Here is a 20,034-nt window from a genome sequence, read left to right as displayed (position 1 = left end):
TTGTCGAAAAATATTTTTTTGACATCCCACCAACGGGTCAAACCGTTGATATATCAATATTTATAGAGGGAGGTACTTAGCGAACAATGAAACAGAAAATTATAGGGTTAACTGCTACAGCAGTGATTGGTTCCGGCTTGCTTGGTTCCGCAGCATCTGCAGACAGTGTTACCGTTCAAAAAGGCGATTCGTTATGGAAATTGTCACGCGAGTATAAAACAACAGTAGATGCTATCAAACTAACAAACAAACTGTCTAAGGATACGATTTTTGCTGGACAAATCCTGCAAATTCCTGGAACTTCTGAAAAGCCTTCTTCAAGTGCTCAGAAACCTGCTGCACCGGCTCAACAATCTACATATACAGTAAAATCTGGTGATTCCCTTTGGGTGATTGCAAGAGACCATAAAGTATCTGTCAGTGAGTTAAAAAGCCTAAATGGTCTAAAGTCAGACTTAATCCGTCCCGGACAATCGTTAAAGGTAAACAAGGCAACCGCACAGCCACAGCCCTCTCAGCCTAAACCGGCTGCACCAAAACCTGAACCTGCAACTTCTGCTTATAAAGTTCAGCTTGGTGATTCACTATGGAAGGTTGCGAATAAATTTGATCTGACAGTAGCTGAATTAAAAACAATGAACAACCTAAAGTCTGATGTCATTCATGCAGGCCAGACGCTGCAAGTCAAAGGCTCAAGCGCAGCACCCCCAAGTAAGGTGGAAGAAACAAAGCCATCTGCAAACAGTAAAATTGACACGATGATTGCTGAAGCTAAAAAACATATTGGAGTGCCTTATCGCTGGGCAGGAAACACTCCATCTGGATTTGACTGCAGCGGATTCATGTACTATGTACTGAATAAAGTGACATCTGTTTCACGTCTAAGCACAGCTGGATATTGGGATAAGATGACTGCAGTTAGCTCTCCTCAAAAAGGTGACTTCGTTTATTTCACTACATACAAGGCAGGCCCATCACATATGGGAATTTATCTTGACAATGGAGAATTTATTCACGCTAGTTCATCAGGAGTTACAATCTCTAAAATGGACAATTCTTATTGGAAAGCAAGATACCTTGGAGCTAAAAGATACTTATAAAAAGAAGCCATTGAGGCTTCTTTTTTTTATAGAGGAAGTTTATTAGATCATATACTGTGCCTGATCTTGGGAAGTTCTCCGGCATTGAATAACAAATGACAAAATAATATATTTGTCATTTGTTATTTGTTATGATAAATTCTTAGTAGGAGGTGTGAGAACAATACTATTTTGTTCAGCTATTATGGAGAAAAAAAATAACTTTCTAAGTAAAAAAGAAATATTGGATGCTGCTGAAACTGCATTCAGGCGGTTTGGTCCTAAGAAAACATCAGTAACTGATATAGCGAAAGCCCTTAATGTGAGTCATGGTACGATCTATAGACACTATCCCAGTAAAATGGTATTAAGAGAAGCTGTAACAGAAAGATGGCTAGAGGAAAAAATTGTTGCTCCACTTAATCGTTTACTTATCCATTTTGATGCTTTATCTGCTGATGTCTTATTAAAATCATACCTGCTTAAACTGATTTCACTTAAACAAATTCACGCAGAAAGTGATCCGGAAATGTTTGAAATGTATGCGGAAGTCACTGCTGAAACTGCAGATCTTATTAATAAACATGTTAAAAGCATGATTCAGCAAATGAATTTAATAATTGAAAAGGGAATAAAGACAAAGATATTTACAAACATTGAGGATTTAAATGATTTCTCTCAAGCTGTTTTTCATGCAACTTCAAGATTTCATCATCCGTCTCATGCCTATGAATGGAAGTATGAAGCTATTGGAGATGAATTTGAAAATGTGTGGATGCTCATAACCAAAGGATTCTTAGTCAATAAAACGAAAGATAATAAAGGGGATATAGAGGATGGTCAACAATTTAAACGGTAAAGTAGCAATCATTACAGGATCCTCAAGAGGGATTGGAAAAGTGATATCTAAACAATTAGCAGGATTGGGAACAAAAGTTGTAATTAACTACTCAAGCAGTTCAGATAAAGCGGAAGATGTGGTTAAAGAGATTAAGGAAAATGGAGGAGAAGCAATTTCTTTAAGAGCTGATATGAGTAAGATTGGTGATATTCAATCCTTATTTAAAGAAACTCTTAACGCTTTCGGAAAAATCGATATTCTTATAAATAATGCAGGGATTATGATAAATAAACCTCTGCAGGATGCAACAGAAGAGGACTTTGACAAGCAATTTGCAATCAATGCAAAAGGTACCTTTTTTGCTTGTCAACAAGCGATGAAATATATGGAAGACGAAGGCCGTATTGTCAATATTTCTACATCTGTAAATGGTATGATGTTCCCTGCCTACGTATCTACTCAGGAACGAAAGGGGCAGTGGAACAATTCACGAGACAATTGGCAAAAGAATTCGGCATTAAAAAGATTACTATTAATGCTGTTGCCCCTGGACCTGTTAACACTGAACTATTCAATATAGGAAAAACAGTGGAGCAAATTGAGGGAATGAAGAAAATGAACGCTTTTAAACGTTTAGGTGAACCAGAAGATATCTCTAATGTGATAGAATTTCTTGTCAGTAAACAATCTCAATGGGTTACTGGCCAAACGATCCGAGTAAATGGCGGATTTATTTAAAGTAATATTTACAGAGAAATGGTTCGACTTCTTTTGCTGGCATGAAAAGATAATAATTATTCTTGCAATTTAGGGTAAAAGGAATATAATTACTCTTAATATAAAAATCCAATGATGAAGTGAGTAATCATACATGTTTCAGTTTCTTAGCGATTTAGGGACGGTGAAAGCCTAAAATGGACTGTAAGGAGCATGCCTGAAACTTTAGGGTAGGGCATGCCGGGCTGCTGCCCGATAACACGCTGCGAGCGGTACAGGTTTGAACAATCAGAGTGGTACCGCGGGAAAACACCCGTCTCTTTTAATAATTAAAGAGACGGGTGTTTTTATTTTAGGTTCTTTTCAAAAACATTTTTACAATCATATTTAGCGCGTCAAATCGTTATAGAGGAAAGATTTCAATAAATATGTTTCCAAGACACCATTCATTTTTCATTTGAAAAGTACGACCCTTCCATCCTCGAAAAATATTTACTGCAAGTTTGCAGAGCGTTTAATTCTTATTATACAAAAGTGAAAATTCTAAATGAGGATGTATATCTCAGTTCGAGGCTATATCTTGTGCAATGTACAGCGAATGTATTAAAGGAGGGACTTGGCATCCTGGGGATTCAAACTCCTAAAAAATGTAAGTTTCTATAGAATAGTCCTCCCATCGTTATAAAAATTTTTTTTAATGGCTATCATGCTAAAGAATTTAGGATGGAGGGACGAATCAAATGAAAGTAAAATTGCTGTACACGGCAATTATTGGAGTTTCCTTAAGTTTGGGCGCATGCCAGGCTTCAACAGGAGAGCAAGAATCGCTGCCTGTGAATGAAAAGGCTGTTGCACCAATAAATGTTGAAATGGTGAACAGTGAAGGTGCTAAGATTGGAACAGCAACTCTGACAGAAGCGTCTGTGGGGGTAAATATCCGTTTAAAAGCAGAAGGATTGGAACCAGGTAAAAAAGCGATCCATATCCATGAAACAGGGAAATGCGAAAAGCCATCCTTCGAGTCTGCAGGAGCCCATTTCAATCCTTCTAAAAAGCAGCATGGGTATGATAATCCTAAAGGATTTCATGCAGGAGATCTGCCGAACATTGAAATCGATGAAAATGGCAAAGTGGATATTGAGCTTCATTCAGCAGAGGTAACCCTTCAGCAAGGGAAAAAAAATTCTTTGCTGGATGAGGACGGAAGTGCCATTATTATTCACGAAAAAGAAGATGATTACAAAACGGATCCTGCAGGCAATTCAGGGAGCCGTATAGCCTGCGGAGCTATTGTAAGCTAAGAATAGCAAAAAATCGCGATGAAATTGTTTCAAGCTAATTGGATTGAATCCCACAATGATGCTCAATGAATCCCACAAAAGGCTTGTAAGCAGAAAAAAGGGCCACATTCATAATCATTAAGTACCCTAAATTTGCGAATCACAGCCTTTTTAGATTTCCGCTTCCCTTGTATGAGAGTAAACATTAACCATAAAAAAGCTGATGAGAGATCTCATCAGCTTTTTTTTATTCTTTCGTTTCATCAGGACCCATATAACGGTAATCAGTTGGATCGACAGGCTTGAAATTTTCAGGCTTGTAGAAACGCAGTAAATCACCGTAAACAATTTGGTCTGAAAGGGTTAGTTTTTTATCGACCATTTCTTCTGTATGTTTAATCTCTTCCGTTTCTTTTAGAGATTCTCCAGTCGCAGTATCGTAATATTTGCCGTCAACTGAAGTATAAGAAGGTGTGACAAAGTCGCCATTTCTGAATGGGACAACTTGCTGATGATCTTTAGATAATAAATCTGTACCCATTTGGATATACTCTTTTGAATCAATGCCGAGCAAGTGAAGAAGAGTAGGGCGAATATCAACATCTCCTCCGAATTGGTGCTGCTTGCCGCCTTCAAGTCCTGGTGCATGAATGAAAAGAGGAACCCGCTGAAGCTGAGCATGTTCAAACGGCGTAATTTCTTTTCCTATAACTTGAGACATTGCTTGATTATGATTTTCAGAAATGCCGTAATGGTCACCATACATTACGATCATTGTATTATCATATAAACCGGATTCTTTAAGATCCTCGAAAAATTGCTGAATGGATTCATCCATATAACGTGCTGTCTGTACATAACGGTCAACAGATCCATCGCCTGTTGTCAGGGGATCAATTGTTGCTTCCGCTTCATCGATAGGATAAGGGAAGTGGTTCGTTAATGTAATAAACTTCGTATAGAAAGGCTGTTCCATTGATTTAAGCAGCGGAATCGATTCTTCAAAGAAAGGTTTGTCCTTAAGTCCGTAATTGACAACATCTTCATCGTTCATTGAATAGTGCGCTGCATCAAAAAATTGCTCATATCCAAGTGACTTATACATCACATCACGGTTCCAGAATGACTTGTAGTTACCGTGGAAAACCGCTGTAGAATAACCCTTTTGGTCAAGAATCGCGGGTGCTGCCTGAAACGTATTTTCTGCTTTTGTTGTAAAAACAGCCCCTTGCGGAAGAGGGAATAACGAATTTTCCACCATAAATTCAGCATCCGATGTTTTACCTTGACCAGTCTGATGGAAAAAATTATCAAAGTAAAGTGTGTTTTTATCTTTTGTTAAAGAATTTAAGAAAGGTGTTACTTCTTCGCCATTGACTTTGTAATCAATGGCGAAGGTTTGCAAAGACTCAAGTGAAATATAAATCACGTTCATGCCTTTTGCTTTCCCGAAGTATTCCGGATTAGGCTCAGCATGAGTTGCTTTCGCATAGTTCACTACTTCTGTCACATCATTTCCGTCAGCAAGTGCACGCTGTGCGGATGATTTAGAGCTTTGAATGGCATCATAAATCGTATAGTTATACATACCTAAGTATTTTACAAGGTAGTTACGGTCAAACGTGCGTGTTAATAACTGCGGACGATCCATTTCGGCTAAAGCAAGATTTGTTCCGAATAAGATCACAGCTGAGATAAGAACAGCCGACACTTTTTTGCGTTTCAATTTCACAGGCTCCGGCTTCACAAACTTTCCGAAAACGAGAACCATTAAAATGATTAGATCCAGGAAGTACAGCACATCATATGGTTTGACTAAAGCTCCAAGACTTTGTCCTAAATCACCTGCATTTTTAGTCATAAACATGGTTGGAACTGTAATGAAGTCATTAAAGAATCGGTAATAAACAAGATTTGCATATAAAAGGAAGGACATTAAGAAATCGATGACGATCATCCAAATAAATGCTTTTCTTCCTTTAGCAAATAACGCGAGTCCTAAAAATAAGACTGCTGAGCTGATTGGATTAATAAACAGCAAGAACTGCTGAATCGAATTATCAATCCCTAAGTTAAGTTCAATTCGGTAAGCAGCATATGTTTTTATCCATAACAGAACGACTGCTAAAAGAAAGAAACCAAGATGCTTACTCAGAAAACTCTTAGCAAATACATTTTTCATTTTTTGACACCTCTTGTAATCAATTAAGTTAGTTTTATGTTAAATTAAATAGATCCCTGCTGCGAGTTTAGAAGCAAGGATTTGTTCAGCAAAAGATAAGAAGTATCTTACCGCAATTGCATGCCAAAAGTCAATTTTTTATCAATTCAAACAATCGTAATCTATCAAGCATCTGAAATGAACTTTGTTTTTTATGCTTTATTTTCCACCTTTAATTATTAAGGATCATTACATAAAATCGCTCTCCAAAATACAAAGTAAAATTGGGGGTGATTATAATTGAAAATTTTTTTACTTGCAGCACTTTTTCTGACGTCCCAGCAAATGCAAACGGATGACAGTTTGACCATTAAACATAGGGATCAGGTTATCGAAAAAGTGAACAGGACTGAAACTGCTGTGCTTTTACCCGAGTTCTTGATGATTGATCAAACTAAATTGGATAATTTAATGAACAAGCTAGACAATCAAATGTATACGGCACCCGTAAATGCAGCAATTGACCGGAGCGGAAAAATCATCCCTGAGAAGAACGGCTATCGATTGCATCGTGAAAACTTTAAAGAGCAGTTTCATACTTATTTTTTTGGAAACAGTTCAGCAAGTATAGAAGCTCCTAGAATGAAACTGTATCCAAAAGTAGACAAAAATTTGCTTGCAAACATTCGGACAACTCGAATCGGAAGTTATGTGACTTTTTTTAATAAGAACAATAAACATCGGTCTCAAAATATTTCTCTTGCTGCAGAATCCATCAATAATACAGTCGTATTCCCCGGAGAAACGTTTTCGTTCAATACAGTTGTCGGAAATCGAACAGCTGCAAGAGGCTATTTGCGTGCTCCAATCATCGTGAGAGGAGAACTTTCAGAAGGGATTGGAGGAGGGATTTGCCAGGTTTCTTCTACTTTATTTAATGCGATTGACAATGCGGGATTAAAAGTGGTAGAGCGTTACTCCCACAGCAGACGTGTTCCATATGTACCAGCGGGAAGAGATGCAACGGTAAGCTGGTATGGACCTGATTTTCGATTCACGAATAAGTACAGCGAGCCTGTATTGATCCGGGCCGTTATGCATGGCGGGAGTGTTACTGTCGTCATTTTCTCCACTAGAGAAGTTGAGTATGAAAAGAGGATTGATCCACGAAATTAAATAAATTTCGATTCCCTGGTTGTCTTCTTTAGGGAATTACTTTGCTGGAAAAAAGATACTTCTGATTATCAATGCTTGGACATATGATTAGAAGAATCTTTTCTTAGGCAAGGTGATGATGATTATCACTCAAAAAATAGCAGCCATACTTATAGGAAGCTTATTGATCAGTATTGGCATCAATGGCTTTTTAGTTCCGCATCATTTGATTGATGGCGGAGTTGATGGAATAGCCTTGATCTTACATTACTATTTTGATTATAAAACGGGTTTATGCATTCTATTTTTAAGCTTGCCTCTTTGTTTTTTTTCTTGGTTTTTCAAACCGGTGTATTTTTACAGCAGTATTCACGGTTTATTGATATCTGCATTTTTTATTGATTTGCTGGATCCATTGAGAACTCAATTTACTTTGCCGATTTTTCTAAGTTCTCTGATAGGAGGAGGCTTAATAGGAATCGGTATCGGGGTCATGCTTCGAAATGATACAAGCACTGGGGGAACTGACTTATTGGCACGGCTTATTTCAGACCGTACAAAATTAAATATTGGCATTTCGATCTTAATTATAGACGGCCTTGTAGCAGCCGCAGGGTATAAAACGTTGGGATTGAGAAGCTTTTTCTTTTCATGTGTGGCAATTGGAATAATCGGATTGATAACTCACATTATCATGAAACCTTCTGAACACTGAAAAAGCAGAGTCAAATGGGATGTGCTTGACTATTTTTATGGATTTGTTGACCATAAACCTGATGTTTTGACAAAAACGCGTGAATTAAGTTTTAGTTGAGCAGCCATGAATTCAGCTAGATCTTCAGGCTTCATGACTGATTCCGGATTTCCGTCAGTCAGATTCGTCTCAATCGCTAAATCAGTAGCAACTGTGCTTGGTGTTACACCAAATTCTTTTATTTCCTCAGCTGTTTTTTCAAGATTGGCTAAAGTCAGGCCAATAAGCCCAATATTAACGCCTTCCTTCGCAAGTGCGATGGCAGCTGCTTGGCCTATGCCCCTTCCAGCACCGGTAATAATGGCTTTTTTTCCATTTATGAACCCATATCTATCACTCCTATTAGAAAGTGGAGACAGAAAGACCGCAATTAATCCGCGGTCTTTCTGCCTTTTCATTTTATTCTAGATTTCCATGTTTTCCGTACATCGTTTCGGAATCTAATCCCTTTTTCTCCAAAAACCTTAAGATAATCGCATCATAGAACAGCTGAAGAGTTTGTTCGAAAAGGGGCCCATCGGCTGGATTTTCAATGCTTGTTTGATCTTTAGGAGATCCAGGCAATTGAAAATAGGGTGTTTTTTGTTCAATTCCCGCTCTTTCTGATTTAGTTTTTCTTTTTTCTGAGAAGTTTTGAATCGGTGTGTAATTTTCCAATATCATGAAGAAGTGACCTATTCGGAATAGGTTCTGTTCTTTAAGAGAAAAACCCATTTCTTGTGGTATTGCGCGTGTAAGAGAGGCAACCCTGAAAGAATGATGGAACGTCTCTTTATGATGATGTTTCATTAGTTTTAGCCATTTTGAAGTAAGATCAGGATTCATTTCTTCTCCCTATAAAAATTATAAATTCACAAAAAATACAACGAGTAAAATCAAAGCGAGAGCAATGCTGACAATATAAATAGCGGATAAATTCTTCATTCTGGCCTTCGTTGATTCACGATAAGTCTCAACTGCTTGATTCTGTCCGATTAATATGGTTACTATTAACCCGACTAAACTAATAATAGAGATAATAATGACACTGATCCAAATTGACACTTTATTGACTCCTTTTGTATAAGATCTCCACTCTTATCAATCATTTTACATGTGTTCCAAGAGATGAGGCCATCCAATTTTCATATTTTGATGCCATCCACTTTTATAATTGTTCCATTATGTATGTTAGGAGTTGATTGTGATGACGAAAGAATGGAAGCCCAACCGTTTAAGTGAGCAGCCAATCTATAAACAGATCGTTCAGTTTTTTGAAGAGCAGATTCGCAACGGAGAACTGCCTCCTTTAAGCAGACTGCCTTCTGAACGAAGGTTAGCAGAGGACTTAGGGGTAAACCGAAGCACGGTTGCAACTGCTTATGCTGAACTCAGTGCATCAGATTTAATAATCAGCAAGAAAGGGAGCGGCACATTGGTCCGTGAGGTAAATCATGACGATTCAAGCGGACGATTGCCGAACTGGAACCGCATGCTTATAGCCGGGACACTATTGCCAAATGTTCCGATCATTCAGCGAATCGCAGAAGAAACTCATCATAAAAATCTGATTGATTTGGCTACCGGGCAGTTATCACCGGAATTGTTCCCAAACGAACAATTTCAGCACCTATTAAAGAATCAGCATTTTGATAATCCCTTAAGCTATGATCATCCGCATGGGAATATGAAATTGAGAGAAACAATAGCGAGTCATATGAAAACCTATAAAAATATAGATTGCACGCCATCATCCATCCTTATTACATCAGGAGCTCAGCAGGCTCTGCACCTTATTATTCAGTGTTTATTGAAACCAGGTGATGCTGTTGCGATCGAAAATCCTTCATATACATATACATTGCCTATTTTCAAATCTCTTGGCATTAAGACCATATTGCTTGAAGTGGATGAAAATGGCGTCAATCCCCAAGCTATTAATGATGCCTATATGAAGCATCGGGTTCGGATGATTTTTCTAAGTTCCGCTTATCAAAATCCAACTGGTGCCGTTCTTCATTCTGAGCGAAGAAAAAAAATTCTCAGAACTGCTTATGAGTTTGGAATTCCAATCGTTGAAGATGATCCATACTCCTTATTGTCTTTTGAGAATGAAAGCGCAGCAACCTTAAAATCCGAAGATTCACATGGCATTGTAATCTATATCAGCTCACTGTCAAAAATGGTATCCTCAGGCATGAGAATCGGCTGGATTTTGGCTCCAAAACAAATTATTGAACGATTAGCAGATGCCAGACAGCAAATCGATTTTGGATCAAGCATTTTTTCGGATTGGCTGGCAAGAGAGTTTTTGATTTCAGATTTTTTCGATCCGCATCTTCAACAGTTAAAGATTGAATTAAAAGACAGAAGGGATTTACTGGTTTCAGCTATTGAAAAGCATCTTCCCGGTCAAGTGGATTATACAGTTCCAAAAGGCGGGATTCACTTATGGTGCCGGATTAAACCTGCACATCATGATGAAAAACTATTTAATCAATCAGTAGATAAAGGGATGATATATACGCCTGGAAGTGCTCTCGGTTCGAAAAAGGGATTTGTCAGATTCACATTTGGACGTGCGGCCAAACAATCAATCGACACAGCCATTGCTGCATTTTCAGAGGCTCTGTTTCATCAAAAATAAGAATTCAGCTTAAGAGGAGAAAAAGCAATGAAGCTAAGTATTCTAGATCAGTCACCTATTTCAGAAGGTTCCAGTGCAAGAAATGCCCTGAAGCAGACCCTGCAATTAGCAAAAGCAGCCGAGGACCTTGGCTACACTCGTTTTTGGGTAGCTGAGCATCATAACACAAATGGATTAGCGAGTACGGCTCCGGAAATATTAATATCTCACATTGCCTCAAGTACAAGCCGGATCAAAGTCGGATCTGGCGGCGTGCTGCTTCCGCAATACAGTCCTTTTAAAGTTGCTGAAACGTTCAATACGCTTGAAGTTCTATTTCCAAACCGAATTGACTTAGGCATAGGACGTTCACCCGGAGGTGCTGCTGAAACCCGTCTTGCACTGACTGATGGAATACGAAAGAGCTTAAATGAATTTCCAAGGCAGCTCCAGGATCTGCAAGGGTTTTTAAGCCAGTCGCTGCCAGTGGATCATGCATATTCAAAAGTACTAGCAATGCCTGATTCGGAAACTTCTCCAGATATGTGGCTGTTAGGTGTTTCACCTCGGGGAGCAAGGACTGCAGCGGAACATGGTTTGGCATTTACTTATGGACATTTTATCAATCCTGCAAGCGGGAGAAAAGCTATGAAAGATTACTTGGAACAATTTCAGCCCACACAACAATTAACATCTCCTGAATCCAATTTTTGTATTTTTGTTGTGTGTGCAGAAACAGAAGAAAAGGCTGAATATCTGGCATTAAGCCAGGATGCATGGCTTTTAAATGTGGAAAAGGGAGGAAATACAAAAATCCCCTCACCTGAAGAAGTGAAAAAGATTGATTTTTCTCCTGAAGAAAAAGAGAAAATAAACAGAAACCGAGATCGCATGATTATTGGCACACCTCAAAAAGTGAAGGATGAATTGCTTCGTATCGGAGCAGATTATAAAACAGATGAATGCATGGTGATCTCCAATCTTTTCAGATTTGAAGACAAACTTAAATCTTATGAGCTTCTTGCTGAAGCCTTTGAGCTTTAGCAAAGATAATCCAATTTTCATCCAAGTCGTTTTGTTTTCATTCATCAATAATACTTGATACAATATCGTTGTTTATAGATAAGGTAATTGTTGAAGGAGGACAAAGAGATGTCCAATGAAAGTATAAATTTTAAAAAAGATGTGAAATTGTCTGTTCTGGATCTTGCTCCAGTTGTTGAAGGCAGTACACCAAGTGAAGCTTTTAAAAACACACTGGACCTTGCTCAGCATACGGAAAAATGGGGATATAACCGTTTCTGGCTTGCAGAACATCATAACATGGAGGGCATCGCAAGTTCGGCTACAGCTGTGTTAATTGGACATGTTGCCGGAGGAACGTCGAAGATCCGCGTTGGTTCAGGCGGAATCATGCTTCCAAACCATGCTCCCTTAGTAATTGCAGAACAGTTTGGAACGCTGGAATCCATTTATCCGGGCAGGATTGACCTTGGACTGGGACGAGCTCCCGGTACGGATCAGCTGACAGCCCGTGCTCTTCGCAGAGAAAACATGAGCAATGGAGAAGATTTTCCAGAACAGCTGGAAGAATTGAGAGACTATTTTAATCCGACAGAAGCTAAGCATGTTCGTGCTGTACCAGGACAAGGGCTAAACATTCCAATTTGGCTCCTGGGTTCAAGCGGTTTCAGTGCACAGCTGGCAGGAAGACTTGGATTGCCTTTCGCCTTTGCAAGCCATTTTTCACCGGAGCATACCATTCCAGCGATGCGTCTTTACCGAAGCAGCTTTAAACCATCTGAAGTGCTTCAAGAACCCTATGCTATGGTAGGTGCGAATGTGGTAGCTGCAGACAGCGATGAGAGAGCAGCTTATCTGGCAACGACGATGCAGCAGCAATTTTTAAACCTTGTCCGCAATCGTCCAGGCAAAATGCAGCCTCCTGTTGATAATATGGAAGAGCTTTGGACAGCATATGAAAAAGCAGCCATTCATCAGCAGCTCGGTTCATCAATTGTCGGAAGCGCAAGCACAGTAAAAGGCAAATTAGAGAAGTTCTTAGATGAGACAGGTGCAGATGAAATTATGGTCAATGCTTCAATCTATGATCATCAGGAACGCTTGCGCTCATTTGAAATTGTTTCACAGCTTTTCAAGTAAAAGGCACCCGGAGGAAGAGAACATGAACTGCAAAATAAATCGTAATGCTGCAAAAGAATTAAAAAAGCTGCTGAGTACGGAAGAAGCTGAAGGTAAAATGATACGTGTCGTTGTGACTGAAATGCACGGCGATCACGCTCATTATGACATAGCGCTTGATACACCGACTGAGCATGATGAAATTGTAAAGACAGATAAAGAGATTGATGTGCTTCTTGATCAGCGCGAAGACTTTTTAGACGGCGTATGGATTCAGTATTTTTATGTGCCCGATCCAGGATTTGTCATAACAAACTCACAAAAAGGCACTCATAGACATTAAATGATGAAAAGAGTGAAACCGTAAAAGGTTTCATTCTTTTTCATTTTTCATATTTGTTAGAGGCTCGATATCAAGCTGATAGCTCACTTCCACTTTCAATTTTCCCCATTTTTGCAGCCACTCTTTTTCAGTAGGCGGCTTAGTAAAAGGTGTTTTAATGCGTTTTCCTATTTCAATAGGATCTGCTTTTAAATCTTGCAGCTTTGTGATTAATTCTTTTGTCTGTATTTCAAAATATGCTTCCAGTTCATTAGTAAGCGTCGTTAATTCTTTTTCATTGAAAAGGTTTTTATCTCCTCTGTACTCCTCAAGTCTTGCATGTAATTTAACATTTAATGAAAGGATATCTCTGCTGGGGTTCAGATCGATCTTCACATCTGAGCGGACCTGCCCAAGTACAGCAGAGAAAGATGACAGCGGAAGGAATTTTAAATAGTAATTGTTATCAATCAGCTGATAGATTTGATCCTCTAAATAGGAGAGGGTATAAAGAAGCTTGTCATTTCTGAAAATACCTGTTCCAGCGTATACGAAATTGTCCTCCTCAATTTTAAATACAGGCAGAATAGGATCAGAGTAAGGTGTATATAATTTATTTTTGTATTCATGCAAATTTGCAATTGTGATTTCCCCTTGGTCATTTTCCTCATAATGCTTTAGCATACGGTATAAATAATAGTCAATGTTTTCTTCCTTTTCCAGATGATTTTGAAGATATTCATCAAAGTTCCCATTTACGACTACCAAATAGATGCGCTGTGAAATATCAGGATCTGCAAGCAAAGTATGAATTAAAAAGGTAATTCCTTTTTTAGCGAAATCTTCAGAAATGATGAGCATTCGAACTTGTCCTGATTTTATTTCGCGGTAATAATTCAAATTAAAATTTTTGCTTCCCTGTTTTAAAAGGTCCACCTGCATCGTAATGACCCTTTTCTTTTCTTTGAGCAGGGGCGGGGTTATTGTGCTTAATTTTACTTGATCATTTTCACCAGAACTGACAGACCAAAAAGTAACGGGTGCTATCTCTTCGATCGTATTATTCTCGATAAAGGGACTGCATCCGGTTAATAGAATCATAAAGATAAGCGGTAAGCTGGCAGTCCTTTTTTTTAGTTTACTCATGTCTTTTCACGTCCTTTTCGTTTCATGGCTGAAAATAAGAAAGACGGAACAAGTAAATAAGTTAAAGCTCCTGACCAAATTTGAATGTTCAATAATACACTCTGTTCCATTCCAAATTGACTAAGCCATTCATCAGAAAGATAGAGACAGATAAATATAATAATAAAACAGGCGTAAAAACCGACCCTGCTGGATTGTTGATTCAATTTTGCAGCAGCAATTTTTAAGCCGCCATAAAAATACAATAAAAACAATGATCCCGCAAAGATGGCGTTAAAAAAAAGGATCGAAATTAAAATGATATCGATTCTCTCAATGAAAGGAAATTGAAGATATCGTGCCAAATGAACAATAGGAAATTTACTGAAGCTTAAATAATCTGCTCCGAAGAACAGTAAGGAAGCAATAAATAAAAGTAAGTATTCCAGAATCGTCATGGCATTTGCAAAAGAGAGATATTTAAGGAAGTTCTGATTTGGCTTCAGCCAAGTTGCTAAACAGATTAAATATTCAGGTCCTGACAAAGATGACCAAATCAACAATAAACTTTTCCATGAACCGTCCGGCCAATCAAACGGTATGAGAGGGTAAAGGTCGTAAACAGAAGCATTTGGAGGAAGGAAAAAAATATAAAATAAGAGAATGATCCAAGCTGTACAAAAAAAGGCAATCACTGCAAAGCCAATGGTTTTTTCCATTCCCAGCGAGGCAACGTAGAAGCAAACGAGCAAAATCGTAAGGATCAGCCACTTGCTGTTCATGGAAGGGAAGATAAATTGTTCTACAATCTCTGCGTAACCTAGCACGATTACTATTAATTTTAAAAGAATGAAAAACAATCCTAGGAAAGAAAAAAATCGAACCATGCGCTTGCCGATTAATTCGATAAATCCTTGATATCCTTTTTTAGAATACTCAGATTGAAACCATTTAGACAGCAAAATCAAATTTAACTGTGAAAGAATGCCAACCCCGATAATTCCCCAAATCATATAGGGGTGAATCAAGTACATTGGCAAGATAATAAAGAAATAGAGCATCTGAAGCCTATTTGTCATAAGCATAATGTACACACCGTTAAAGGCATACGTTCGATCATATAGAGAAATAGGTTTCATTATCTCAATCTCCTTTGACTGTATCTCCGTTTCTGAACAGGATGCAAATGTTCAGGACGCTCTTTCATTTTTGTCAGCGGACCTCGTATGAATAGATCATTCCAATCCTTTCCATAGAAGGGGGCAACCGGTGAAAAATAAGGTTCCTTTAAAGAATTTAGTCCATTTAGGTGAGCAAAAAGCAAAATCAAACCAATCGCAATGCCAAAGATTCCAAAAAAAGAAGATAAAATCAGAAAGCCAAATTGGATCAGGGAATTTGCTTTTGTCATTAAATAATTTGGGATTAAAAAAGATGCAATCGTTGATATTCCAACTATGACAATTAATACTTTACTGGCAAAGCCTGCTTCTACGGCAGCTTGACCAATGACTATACCCCCAATTACACCAAGGGTTTGACTGGATTTTGTCGGCATTCTTAAGCTTGCCTCTTTAATAATCTCCAAGATAATCAGCATTAGAAAGGCTTCCCAGAAAGGGGAGAAGGGCAGTTTTGTTCTGGATTCCATCAGGACAAATAAAATTTGAAGGGGAATCATCTGATAATGATATGTAGTTAATGCAACATAAAAAGGGATTAAAGTAATTGAAATAAAAAAGCTCAAGTAACGAATGCATCTTAAAAAACTGGCAACTGGCCATCGGTTTATGTAATCCTCTGGTGATTGAAACAAGTGAAAAAAAGTGATCGGCGCTACAAGCACAAAAGGAGTATTGTCTAATAGAATCGTAATTTTACCCAGACCGAGCGAATAAGCACAAACATCCGGCCGATCCGTTTGCTGAAATTGGGGGAAGATACTGTTACCGTTCTCCTCCATAAAAGCGGCCAGCTGAGAAGAGTCAAAAAAAAGGTCAAAATTAATTTCTTCAATCTTCTTTTTTGCCGTCTCTATAAATTCAGGATTGGTCAGGCCTTCTATGTACATGATGACTGCGGTGGACTGACTTAAAGATCCGACAGTGAATTTTTCCGTTTTTAATCTCGGAATTGGAAGCCTATGTCGAATCAATGAAATATTATCTTCAATATTTTCACTGAAACTATCTTTAGCACCATATAAAATTGTCTCTGTTTCTGAAGTTTCTATTGATCTGCCTATAGGGTTTTTAAGCGGAATAGCAGCCCAAACATTATTAGCAGGATCATATATCAAAACAGCCCCTGAAAAAAGCTGTTTATTTGCTTCAGCGATAGAGGTAACTTCCGTAATTTTTGATGCAGCAATCTTTTTTAATACTTGCTCTTGTGCTGATCTATTAAGTGGTTCAATAATACTTTCATTCAAACGCTCTAGGTCAATTAAGGTCCTTATATAGATCAGTGTCAGCTTATGAAAGTCATTCTTTTCAGGCTCAATAATTTCAGCGTCATCCATTTTTTCGAGCATTTTTTTAAACTTTTCTATAGATAAGGGCTGATTTTCCAGAGCCAGTGTTTGCTTCGTGCTTTCTTGCTGCACTAAACCCCTTTTTTTCTTATTCCAAAACATAAACATCCCTCACCTGTAAATCAATGAACTAGCCGTGTTTAATAGGCAGTAATGCATTTATTGTTCACTGTAATTCTTCTATTTATTCGCAATATAGTTCTGGCCAATTTTTTTTGTAACGGAATAAGAGCTTAATTAAGGGTCTTTTTTCTTTTCCTTTATATGTTAACTGTAAAAAGGCGTTTAAAAAATCAGCACTGATTGCAGTTGAAAGATCAATTACATTATTCATTATCGGCATGAACGCGTTTACAGTAATCAATACCTTTGAGTACACAGCGGATTTCTAGTATACTTGGTCAGAGAAATTGTACTAGGAAAGGGAAAAACCATACTATGACATCACAATTAGAAGCTTTAAATCTCCCAGAAAAAATACTGTCAGCTATAAATAAAAGAGCGGAAATATATAAAGACAGCGAAGATGCGATCCTCATTGGAAAAGGCGGTTACATGCCTTCAGACGATGCGATTTTATTTGATGCCATCATTGCTTTGTCACTCGGGAAAAATGTTTTGCTGAAAGGGCCTACAGGTTCCGGAAAAACAAAACTTGCTGAAACGCTGTCAAATCTTTTCGGACAGCCAATGCACAGCATCAACTGCAGCGTTGATTTAGACGCGGAAGCGCTGCTCGGCTATAAAACGATCGCGCAGGAAGAGTCGTTAACAAAAATTGAATTTATTGAAGGACCTGTCATTCACGCTATGAAAAAAGGCCTTTTCTTATATATTGATGAAATAAATATGGCAAAGCCGGAAACACTGCCGATTTTAAACGGGGTTTTAGACTACCGTAAAATGATCACAAATCCGTTTACAGGCGAAGTGATCAGAGCAAGCAATGGGTTTGGCGTCATCGCCGCAATCAATGAAGGATATGTCGGTACTGTTCCTTTGAATGAAGCATTGAAAAATCGTTTCGTTGTGATTGATGTGCCTTATATTCAGGGAGAGCAGCTAAAAACAGTTCTGCGTTCTCAGTCTTTGCTTACAAATGAAAAGCTGATCAGCCAGTTTGTCACATTATCTTCTGATTTGATAACACAAGTTCAAAACGGGCAAATCTCAGAAGAAGCAGCCTCTGTAAGAGCACTTATTGATACATGCGACCTTGCCGTATACATGCCGCCGCTTCGTGCCATTTCAAGGGGCATTACAGAAAAACTTGAAGATGACAGGGAAAAGGCTGCGATTCAAAATATTGCAGAAACTCTTTTTGTGTAATGGGGCCTGATTATGAAGTACATTAAATTTAATGACAAACGTGTTGATTCGTTCCTGTTCATGGAGCTTTCAGACCTGGCAAAGACACTGACCAAAAATGAAGAGACTGAAGTTGAATTTGCAGTACAGTCGTATTTCGATCCATTAATTAAAAAAGTGTACATCAGCCATTTTTGGGATAACCGTCCTCGCCCGGACATGGTCAATGGTTTGAAAAGCGACGTCTTTTTAAGAAGTATCGGGAGCTATAAGTACTCTGATTTTCAAGCCATTGACCGATTTCTGTCAGCGGCGCAAAAGCTTACCTATTCAAGTTTTGCAAAACAGCTGTTTGTCATGCTTGAAGATCTGCGGTTAGAGGAAAAGTGCAAGCGTGAACGTCCTGGTACATCGCCCGTTTTTTCCGGCAGACGGTCCATGTATAGAAAATTCTTCAAAAGCCAGTTAACGATTAATCAGGAGAGAAGCATTTATACAGATGCTCTATTTAATGCTTTCTACTTAAAAGCGACATCAGATTCTCCACTTGAAGAATTTCCTAAGCTTACAAATTCGATCGATCTTGCGGTTCCATTTATTCAATCTCAGCTATTAAACCTATATGAAGCACAGGATACAGCTGCAATAAGCAAAATCGTTTTAACCATTTCCGAGGTTCTGGAAGACATACTTGAAAAAGACATGCTGAATATGTACTTTCATCTTCCTTTATTAAATTACTCAGATGCGGAATCTGGCTTAACCTTTGATGATTTGAAAAGAAAATCAAAGCTTAAAAATGATGATATATTAGAGCAGGTAAAAGAAGATGACGAAGACATTCATGAAGATAAATTGCCAACTTGGCATCGTGAAACAAGTGAGGCAACGAAAAGTTTCCTTCAGTTTGACCTTGAGCAGGGCAGCAAAACAAACCTCCTCGGTGAAGGTGTCAGGGAAGGCGATGATGGAGATCAGGCACTTGGCATGGTTCAAGGATCATCAAAGAAAACAGCACGTAATGATTACTCGAAGCTAGAAGCGATGGAAAACGCCGAAAATAAACAAGAACGTGGAGACAGTGAAGCCTTTGGGAAAGAAAACAAATATGCTTATCCTGTCTTTATTTCACCAGACAAGCCAAGTCCATCTGATCAAAATGCTTATACCGAAAAGAAAGAAGTCATTGCACCTTTCCAAAAGAAACTAAAGCAAATGATTGAAAAAACGCTTGAACATAAAAAGATATCACCAAGAAGCGATTTGCATACGGGAAGATTAAGCAAAAAACTGCTGAAGCTTCTAACGGACGAAAATCCGCGTTTATTTTATAAAAAGAAACAGCCTTCTGCACAAATTGACGCAGCGTTTTGTCTGCTTGTTGATTGCTCCGCTTCTATGTTTGACAAGATGGAACAGACAAAACTTGGGATTACCCTGTTTCATGAAGCATTGAAATCTGTATCAGTTGTTCATCAAGTTGTTGGATTCTGGGAAGATACAAATGAAGCAACTGAAACAAAGCAGCCAAATCATTTTAAAACAGTGATTGATTTTCCTTCTTCTCTGCAGAAAAAAAGAGGACCCGAAATCCTGCAGCTCCAACCTGAAGAAGATAACCGTGACGGGTATGCGATCCGTCATATGACGAAGCAGCTTTTATCCAGAACAGAAAGCCAAAAATTCTTGCTTGTCTTTTCTGATGGAGAGCCCGCTGCAGCCGGCTATGAACAAAACGGGATTATTGACACACACGAAGCCGTGCTTGAAGCAAGAAAACGGGGGATTGAGGTTATCAATATTTTTCTTGCAAATGGAGAAATTGACGAAGGGCAGCAAAAAACGATTCAAAACATTTACGGCAAGTTCAGTATTGTCGTTCCTGACATTGAGAAACTGCCAGAAGTACTGTTTCCGATTCTGAAAAAATTGCTGCAAAAAAGTATTCACGCTTAAGAGTGTCTGAAAAAGACACTCTTTTTGTTTTGTGCCGCTTCGTTTGCTACTATATT

At 38.4% G+C, this 20,034-nt stretch carries 18 protein-coding genes and 2 pseudogenes; 13 read left to right on the top strand and 7 right to left on the bottom strand.

Annotation, left to right across the window (positions count from 1 at the left end; all coding sequences use genetic code 11):
* The first annotated feature begins 86 nt into the window (after positions 1 to 86).
* The 5 genes and pseudogenes from CYJ36_RS07845 to CYJ36_RS07825 all read left to right on the top strand — a co-directional run bounded on the left by CYJ36_RS07845 (position 87) and on the right by CYJ36_RS07825 (position 3,938).
* Complete coding sequence (locus tag CYJ36_RS07845; RefSeq protein WP_101566487.1) at positions 87 to 1,100, top strand: C40 family peptidase; 1,014 nt, start codon at positions 87 to 89, stop codon at positions 1,098 to 1,100.
* Positions 1,101 to 1,284: 184 nt separating this feature from the next.
* Positions 1,285 to 1,938, top strand: coding sequence for a TetR/AcrR family transcriptional regulator (locus tag CYJ36_RS07840; protein WP_101566485.1), 654 nt, complete (start codon positions 1,285 to 1,287; stop codon positions 1,936 to 1,938).
* A pseudogene (locus tag CYJ36_RS07835) lies at positions 1,916 to 2,658 on the top strand (SDR family oxidoreductase). Before CYJ36_RS07840 ends, CYJ36_RS07835 begins: the two are co-directional and overlap by 23 nt.
* A 405-nt stretch (positions 2,659 to 3,063) precedes the next feature.
* Positions 3,064 to 3,300: a DALR anticodon-binding domain-containing protein gene (locus CYJ36_RS24790; RefSeq protein WP_101566483.1), complete on the top strand. Its 237-nt coding sequence runs from the start codon at positions 3,064 to 3,066 to the stop codon at positions 3,298 to 3,300.
* Between the two features lie 77 nt (positions 3,301 to 3,377).
* Positions 3,378 to 3,938: a superoxide dismutase family protein gene (locus tag CYJ36_RS07825; RefSeq protein ID WP_101566481.1), complete on the top strand. Its 561-nt coding sequence runs from the start codon at positions 3,378 to 3,380 to the stop codon at positions 3,936 to 3,938.
* Between the two features lie 226 nt (positions 3,939 to 4,164).
* Here the strand turns inward: CYJ36_RS07825 and CYJ36_RS07820 are convergent, their stop codons facing one another.
* Positions 4,165 to 6,099, bottom strand: a complete 1,935-nt coding sequence (locus tag CYJ36_RS07820) for an LTA synthase family protein (RefSeq protein ID WP_101566479.1) — start codon at positions 6,097 to 6,099, stop codon at positions 4,165 to 4,167.
* Between the two features lie 324 nt (positions 6,100 to 6,423).
* On the opposite strand from CYJ36_RS07820, the gene CYJ36_RS07815 reads away from it, so the two are divergent.
* Together CYJ36_RS07815 and CYJ36_RS07810 are read left to right on the top strand one after the other, a co-directional pair.
* Positions 6,424 to 7,254, top strand: coding sequence for a VanW family protein (locus tag CYJ36_RS07815; RefSeq protein ID WP_101566554.1), 831 nt, complete (start codon positions 6,424 to 6,426; stop codon positions 7,252 to 7,254).
* Between the two features lie 118 nt (positions 7,255 to 7,372).
* Positions 7,373 to 7,948, top strand: coding sequence for a YitT family protein (locus tag CYJ36_RS07810; RefSeq protein WP_308315269.1), 576 nt, complete (start codon positions 7,373 to 7,375; stop codon positions 7,946 to 7,948).
* A 35-nt stretch (positions 7,949 to 7,983) separates the two neighbouring features.
* Here CYJ36_RS07810 and CYJ36_RS07805 read toward each other — a convergent pair whose 3' ends face one another.
* The 3 genes and pseudogenes from CYJ36_RS07805 to CYJ36_RS07795 form a co-directional block, all read right to left on the bottom strand.
* Complete coding sequence (locus tag CYJ36_RS07805) at positions 7,984 to 8,385, bottom strand: SDR family NAD(P)-dependent oxidoreductase (protein WP_101566477.1); 402 nt, start codon at positions 8,383 to 8,385, stop codon at positions 7,984 to 7,986.
* 1 nt (position 8,386) lies between these two features.
* Positions 8,387 to 8,554: pseudogene (locus tag CYJ36_RS24635) on the bottom strand (6-phospho-3-hexuloisomerase); the annotation flags it as partial.
* Between the two features lie 276 nt (positions 8,555 to 8,830).
* On the bottom strand, positions 8,831 to 9,031 hold the full coding sequence (locus tag CYJ36_RS07795; RefSeq protein WP_101566475.1) for a hypothetical protein: 201 nt from the start codon (positions 9,029 to 9,031) through the stop codon (positions 8,831 to 8,833).
* A gap of 142 nt (positions 9,032 to 9,173) precedes the next feature.
* On the opposite strand from CYJ36_RS07795, the gene pdxR reads away from it, so the two are divergent.
* The 4 genes from pdxR to CYJ36_RS07775 all read left to right on the top strand — a co-directional run bounded on the left by pdxR (position 9,174) and on the right by CYJ36_RS07775 (position 13,077).
* The gene (pdxR, locus tag CYJ36_RS07790) at positions 9,174 to 10,613 is read left to right on the top strand and encodes a MocR-like pyridoxine biosynthesis transcription factor PdxR (RefSeq protein ID WP_101566473.1); all 1,440 of its coding nucleotides are present in this window, start codon (positions 9,174 to 9,176) and stop codon (positions 10,611 to 10,613) included.
* 27 nt (positions 10,614 to 10,640) lie between these two features.
* Positions 10,641 to 11,636, top strand: coding sequence for an LLM class flavin-dependent oxidoreductase (locus CYJ36_RS07785; protein WP_101566471.1), 996 nt, complete (start codon positions 10,641 to 10,643; stop codon positions 11,634 to 11,636).
* Positions 11,637 to 11,744: 108 nt separating this feature from the next.
* Positions 11,745 to 12,755 (top strand): LLM class flavin-dependent oxidoreductase, encoded by a 1,011-nt coding sequence (locus CYJ36_RS07780; RefSeq protein ID WP_101566469.1) that lies wholly within the window; start codon positions 11,745 to 11,747, stop codon positions 12,753 to 12,755.
* 22 nt (positions 12,756 to 12,777) lie between these two features.
* The gene (locus CYJ36_RS07775) at positions 12,778 to 13,077 is read left to right on the top strand and encodes a heme biosynthesis protein HemY (RefSeq protein WP_101566467.1); all 300 of its coding nucleotides are present in this window, start codon (positions 12,778 to 12,780) and stop codon (positions 13,075 to 13,077) included.
* A 30-nt stretch (positions 13,078 to 13,107) separates the two neighbouring features.
* On the opposite strand, the gene CYJ36_RS07770 is transcribed toward CYJ36_RS07775, so the two are convergent.
* From CYJ36_RS07770 to CYJ36_RS07760, 3 genes are read right to left on the bottom strand one after another with little or no spacing between them, the layout of a single operon-like run.
* Entirely contained in the window at positions 13,108 to 14,202 is a 1,095-nt protein-coding gene (locus tag CYJ36_RS07770; RefSeq protein ID WP_101566465.1) for a Ger(x)C family spore germination protein, read from the bottom strand.
* The gene (locus CYJ36_RS07765; RefSeq protein ID WP_101566463.1) at positions 14,199 to 15,320 is read right to left on the bottom strand and encodes a GerAB/ArcD/ProY family transporter; all 1,122 of its coding nucleotides are present in this window, start codon (positions 15,318 to 15,320) and stop codon (positions 14,199 to 14,201) included. The genes CYJ36_RS07770 and CYJ36_RS07765 overlap by 4 nt, the downstream gene beginning before the upstream one ends.
* On the bottom strand, positions 15,320 to 16,816 hold the full coding sequence (locus CYJ36_RS07760; RefSeq protein WP_101566461.1) for a spore germination protein: 1,497 nt from the start codon (positions 16,814 to 16,816) through the stop codon (positions 15,320 to 15,322). The genes CYJ36_RS07765 and CYJ36_RS07760 overlap by 1 nt, the downstream gene beginning before the upstream one ends.
* A 336-nt stretch (positions 16,817 to 17,152) precedes the next feature.
* On the opposite strand from CYJ36_RS07760, the gene CYJ36_RS07755 reads away from it, so the two are divergent.
* Both CYJ36_RS07755 and CYJ36_RS07750 read left to right on the top strand, forming a co-directional pair.
* Positions 17,153 to 18,043 (top strand): ATP-binding protein, encoded by an 891-nt coding sequence (locus CYJ36_RS07755; protein ID WP_101566459.1) that lies wholly within the window; start codon positions 17,153 to 17,155, stop codon positions 18,041 to 18,043.
* A 12-nt stretch (positions 18,044 to 18,055) separates the two neighbouring features.
* Complete coding sequence (locus tag CYJ36_RS07750; protein ID WP_101566458.1) at positions 18,056 to 19,978, top strand: vWA domain-containing protein; 1,923 nt, start codon at positions 18,056 to 18,058, stop codon at positions 19,976 to 19,978.
* Positions 19,979 to 20,034 lie beyond the last annotated feature (56 nt).

Origin of the sequence: Bacillus sp. UMB0893, from assembly GCF_002858905.1 — a bacterium.
In the GTDB taxonomy this organism is placed as follows: Bacteria; Bacillota; Bacilli; order Bacillales; family Bacillaceae; genus Bacillus_P.
This window is presented reverse-complemented; position numbering and strand designations above follow the sequence as displayed.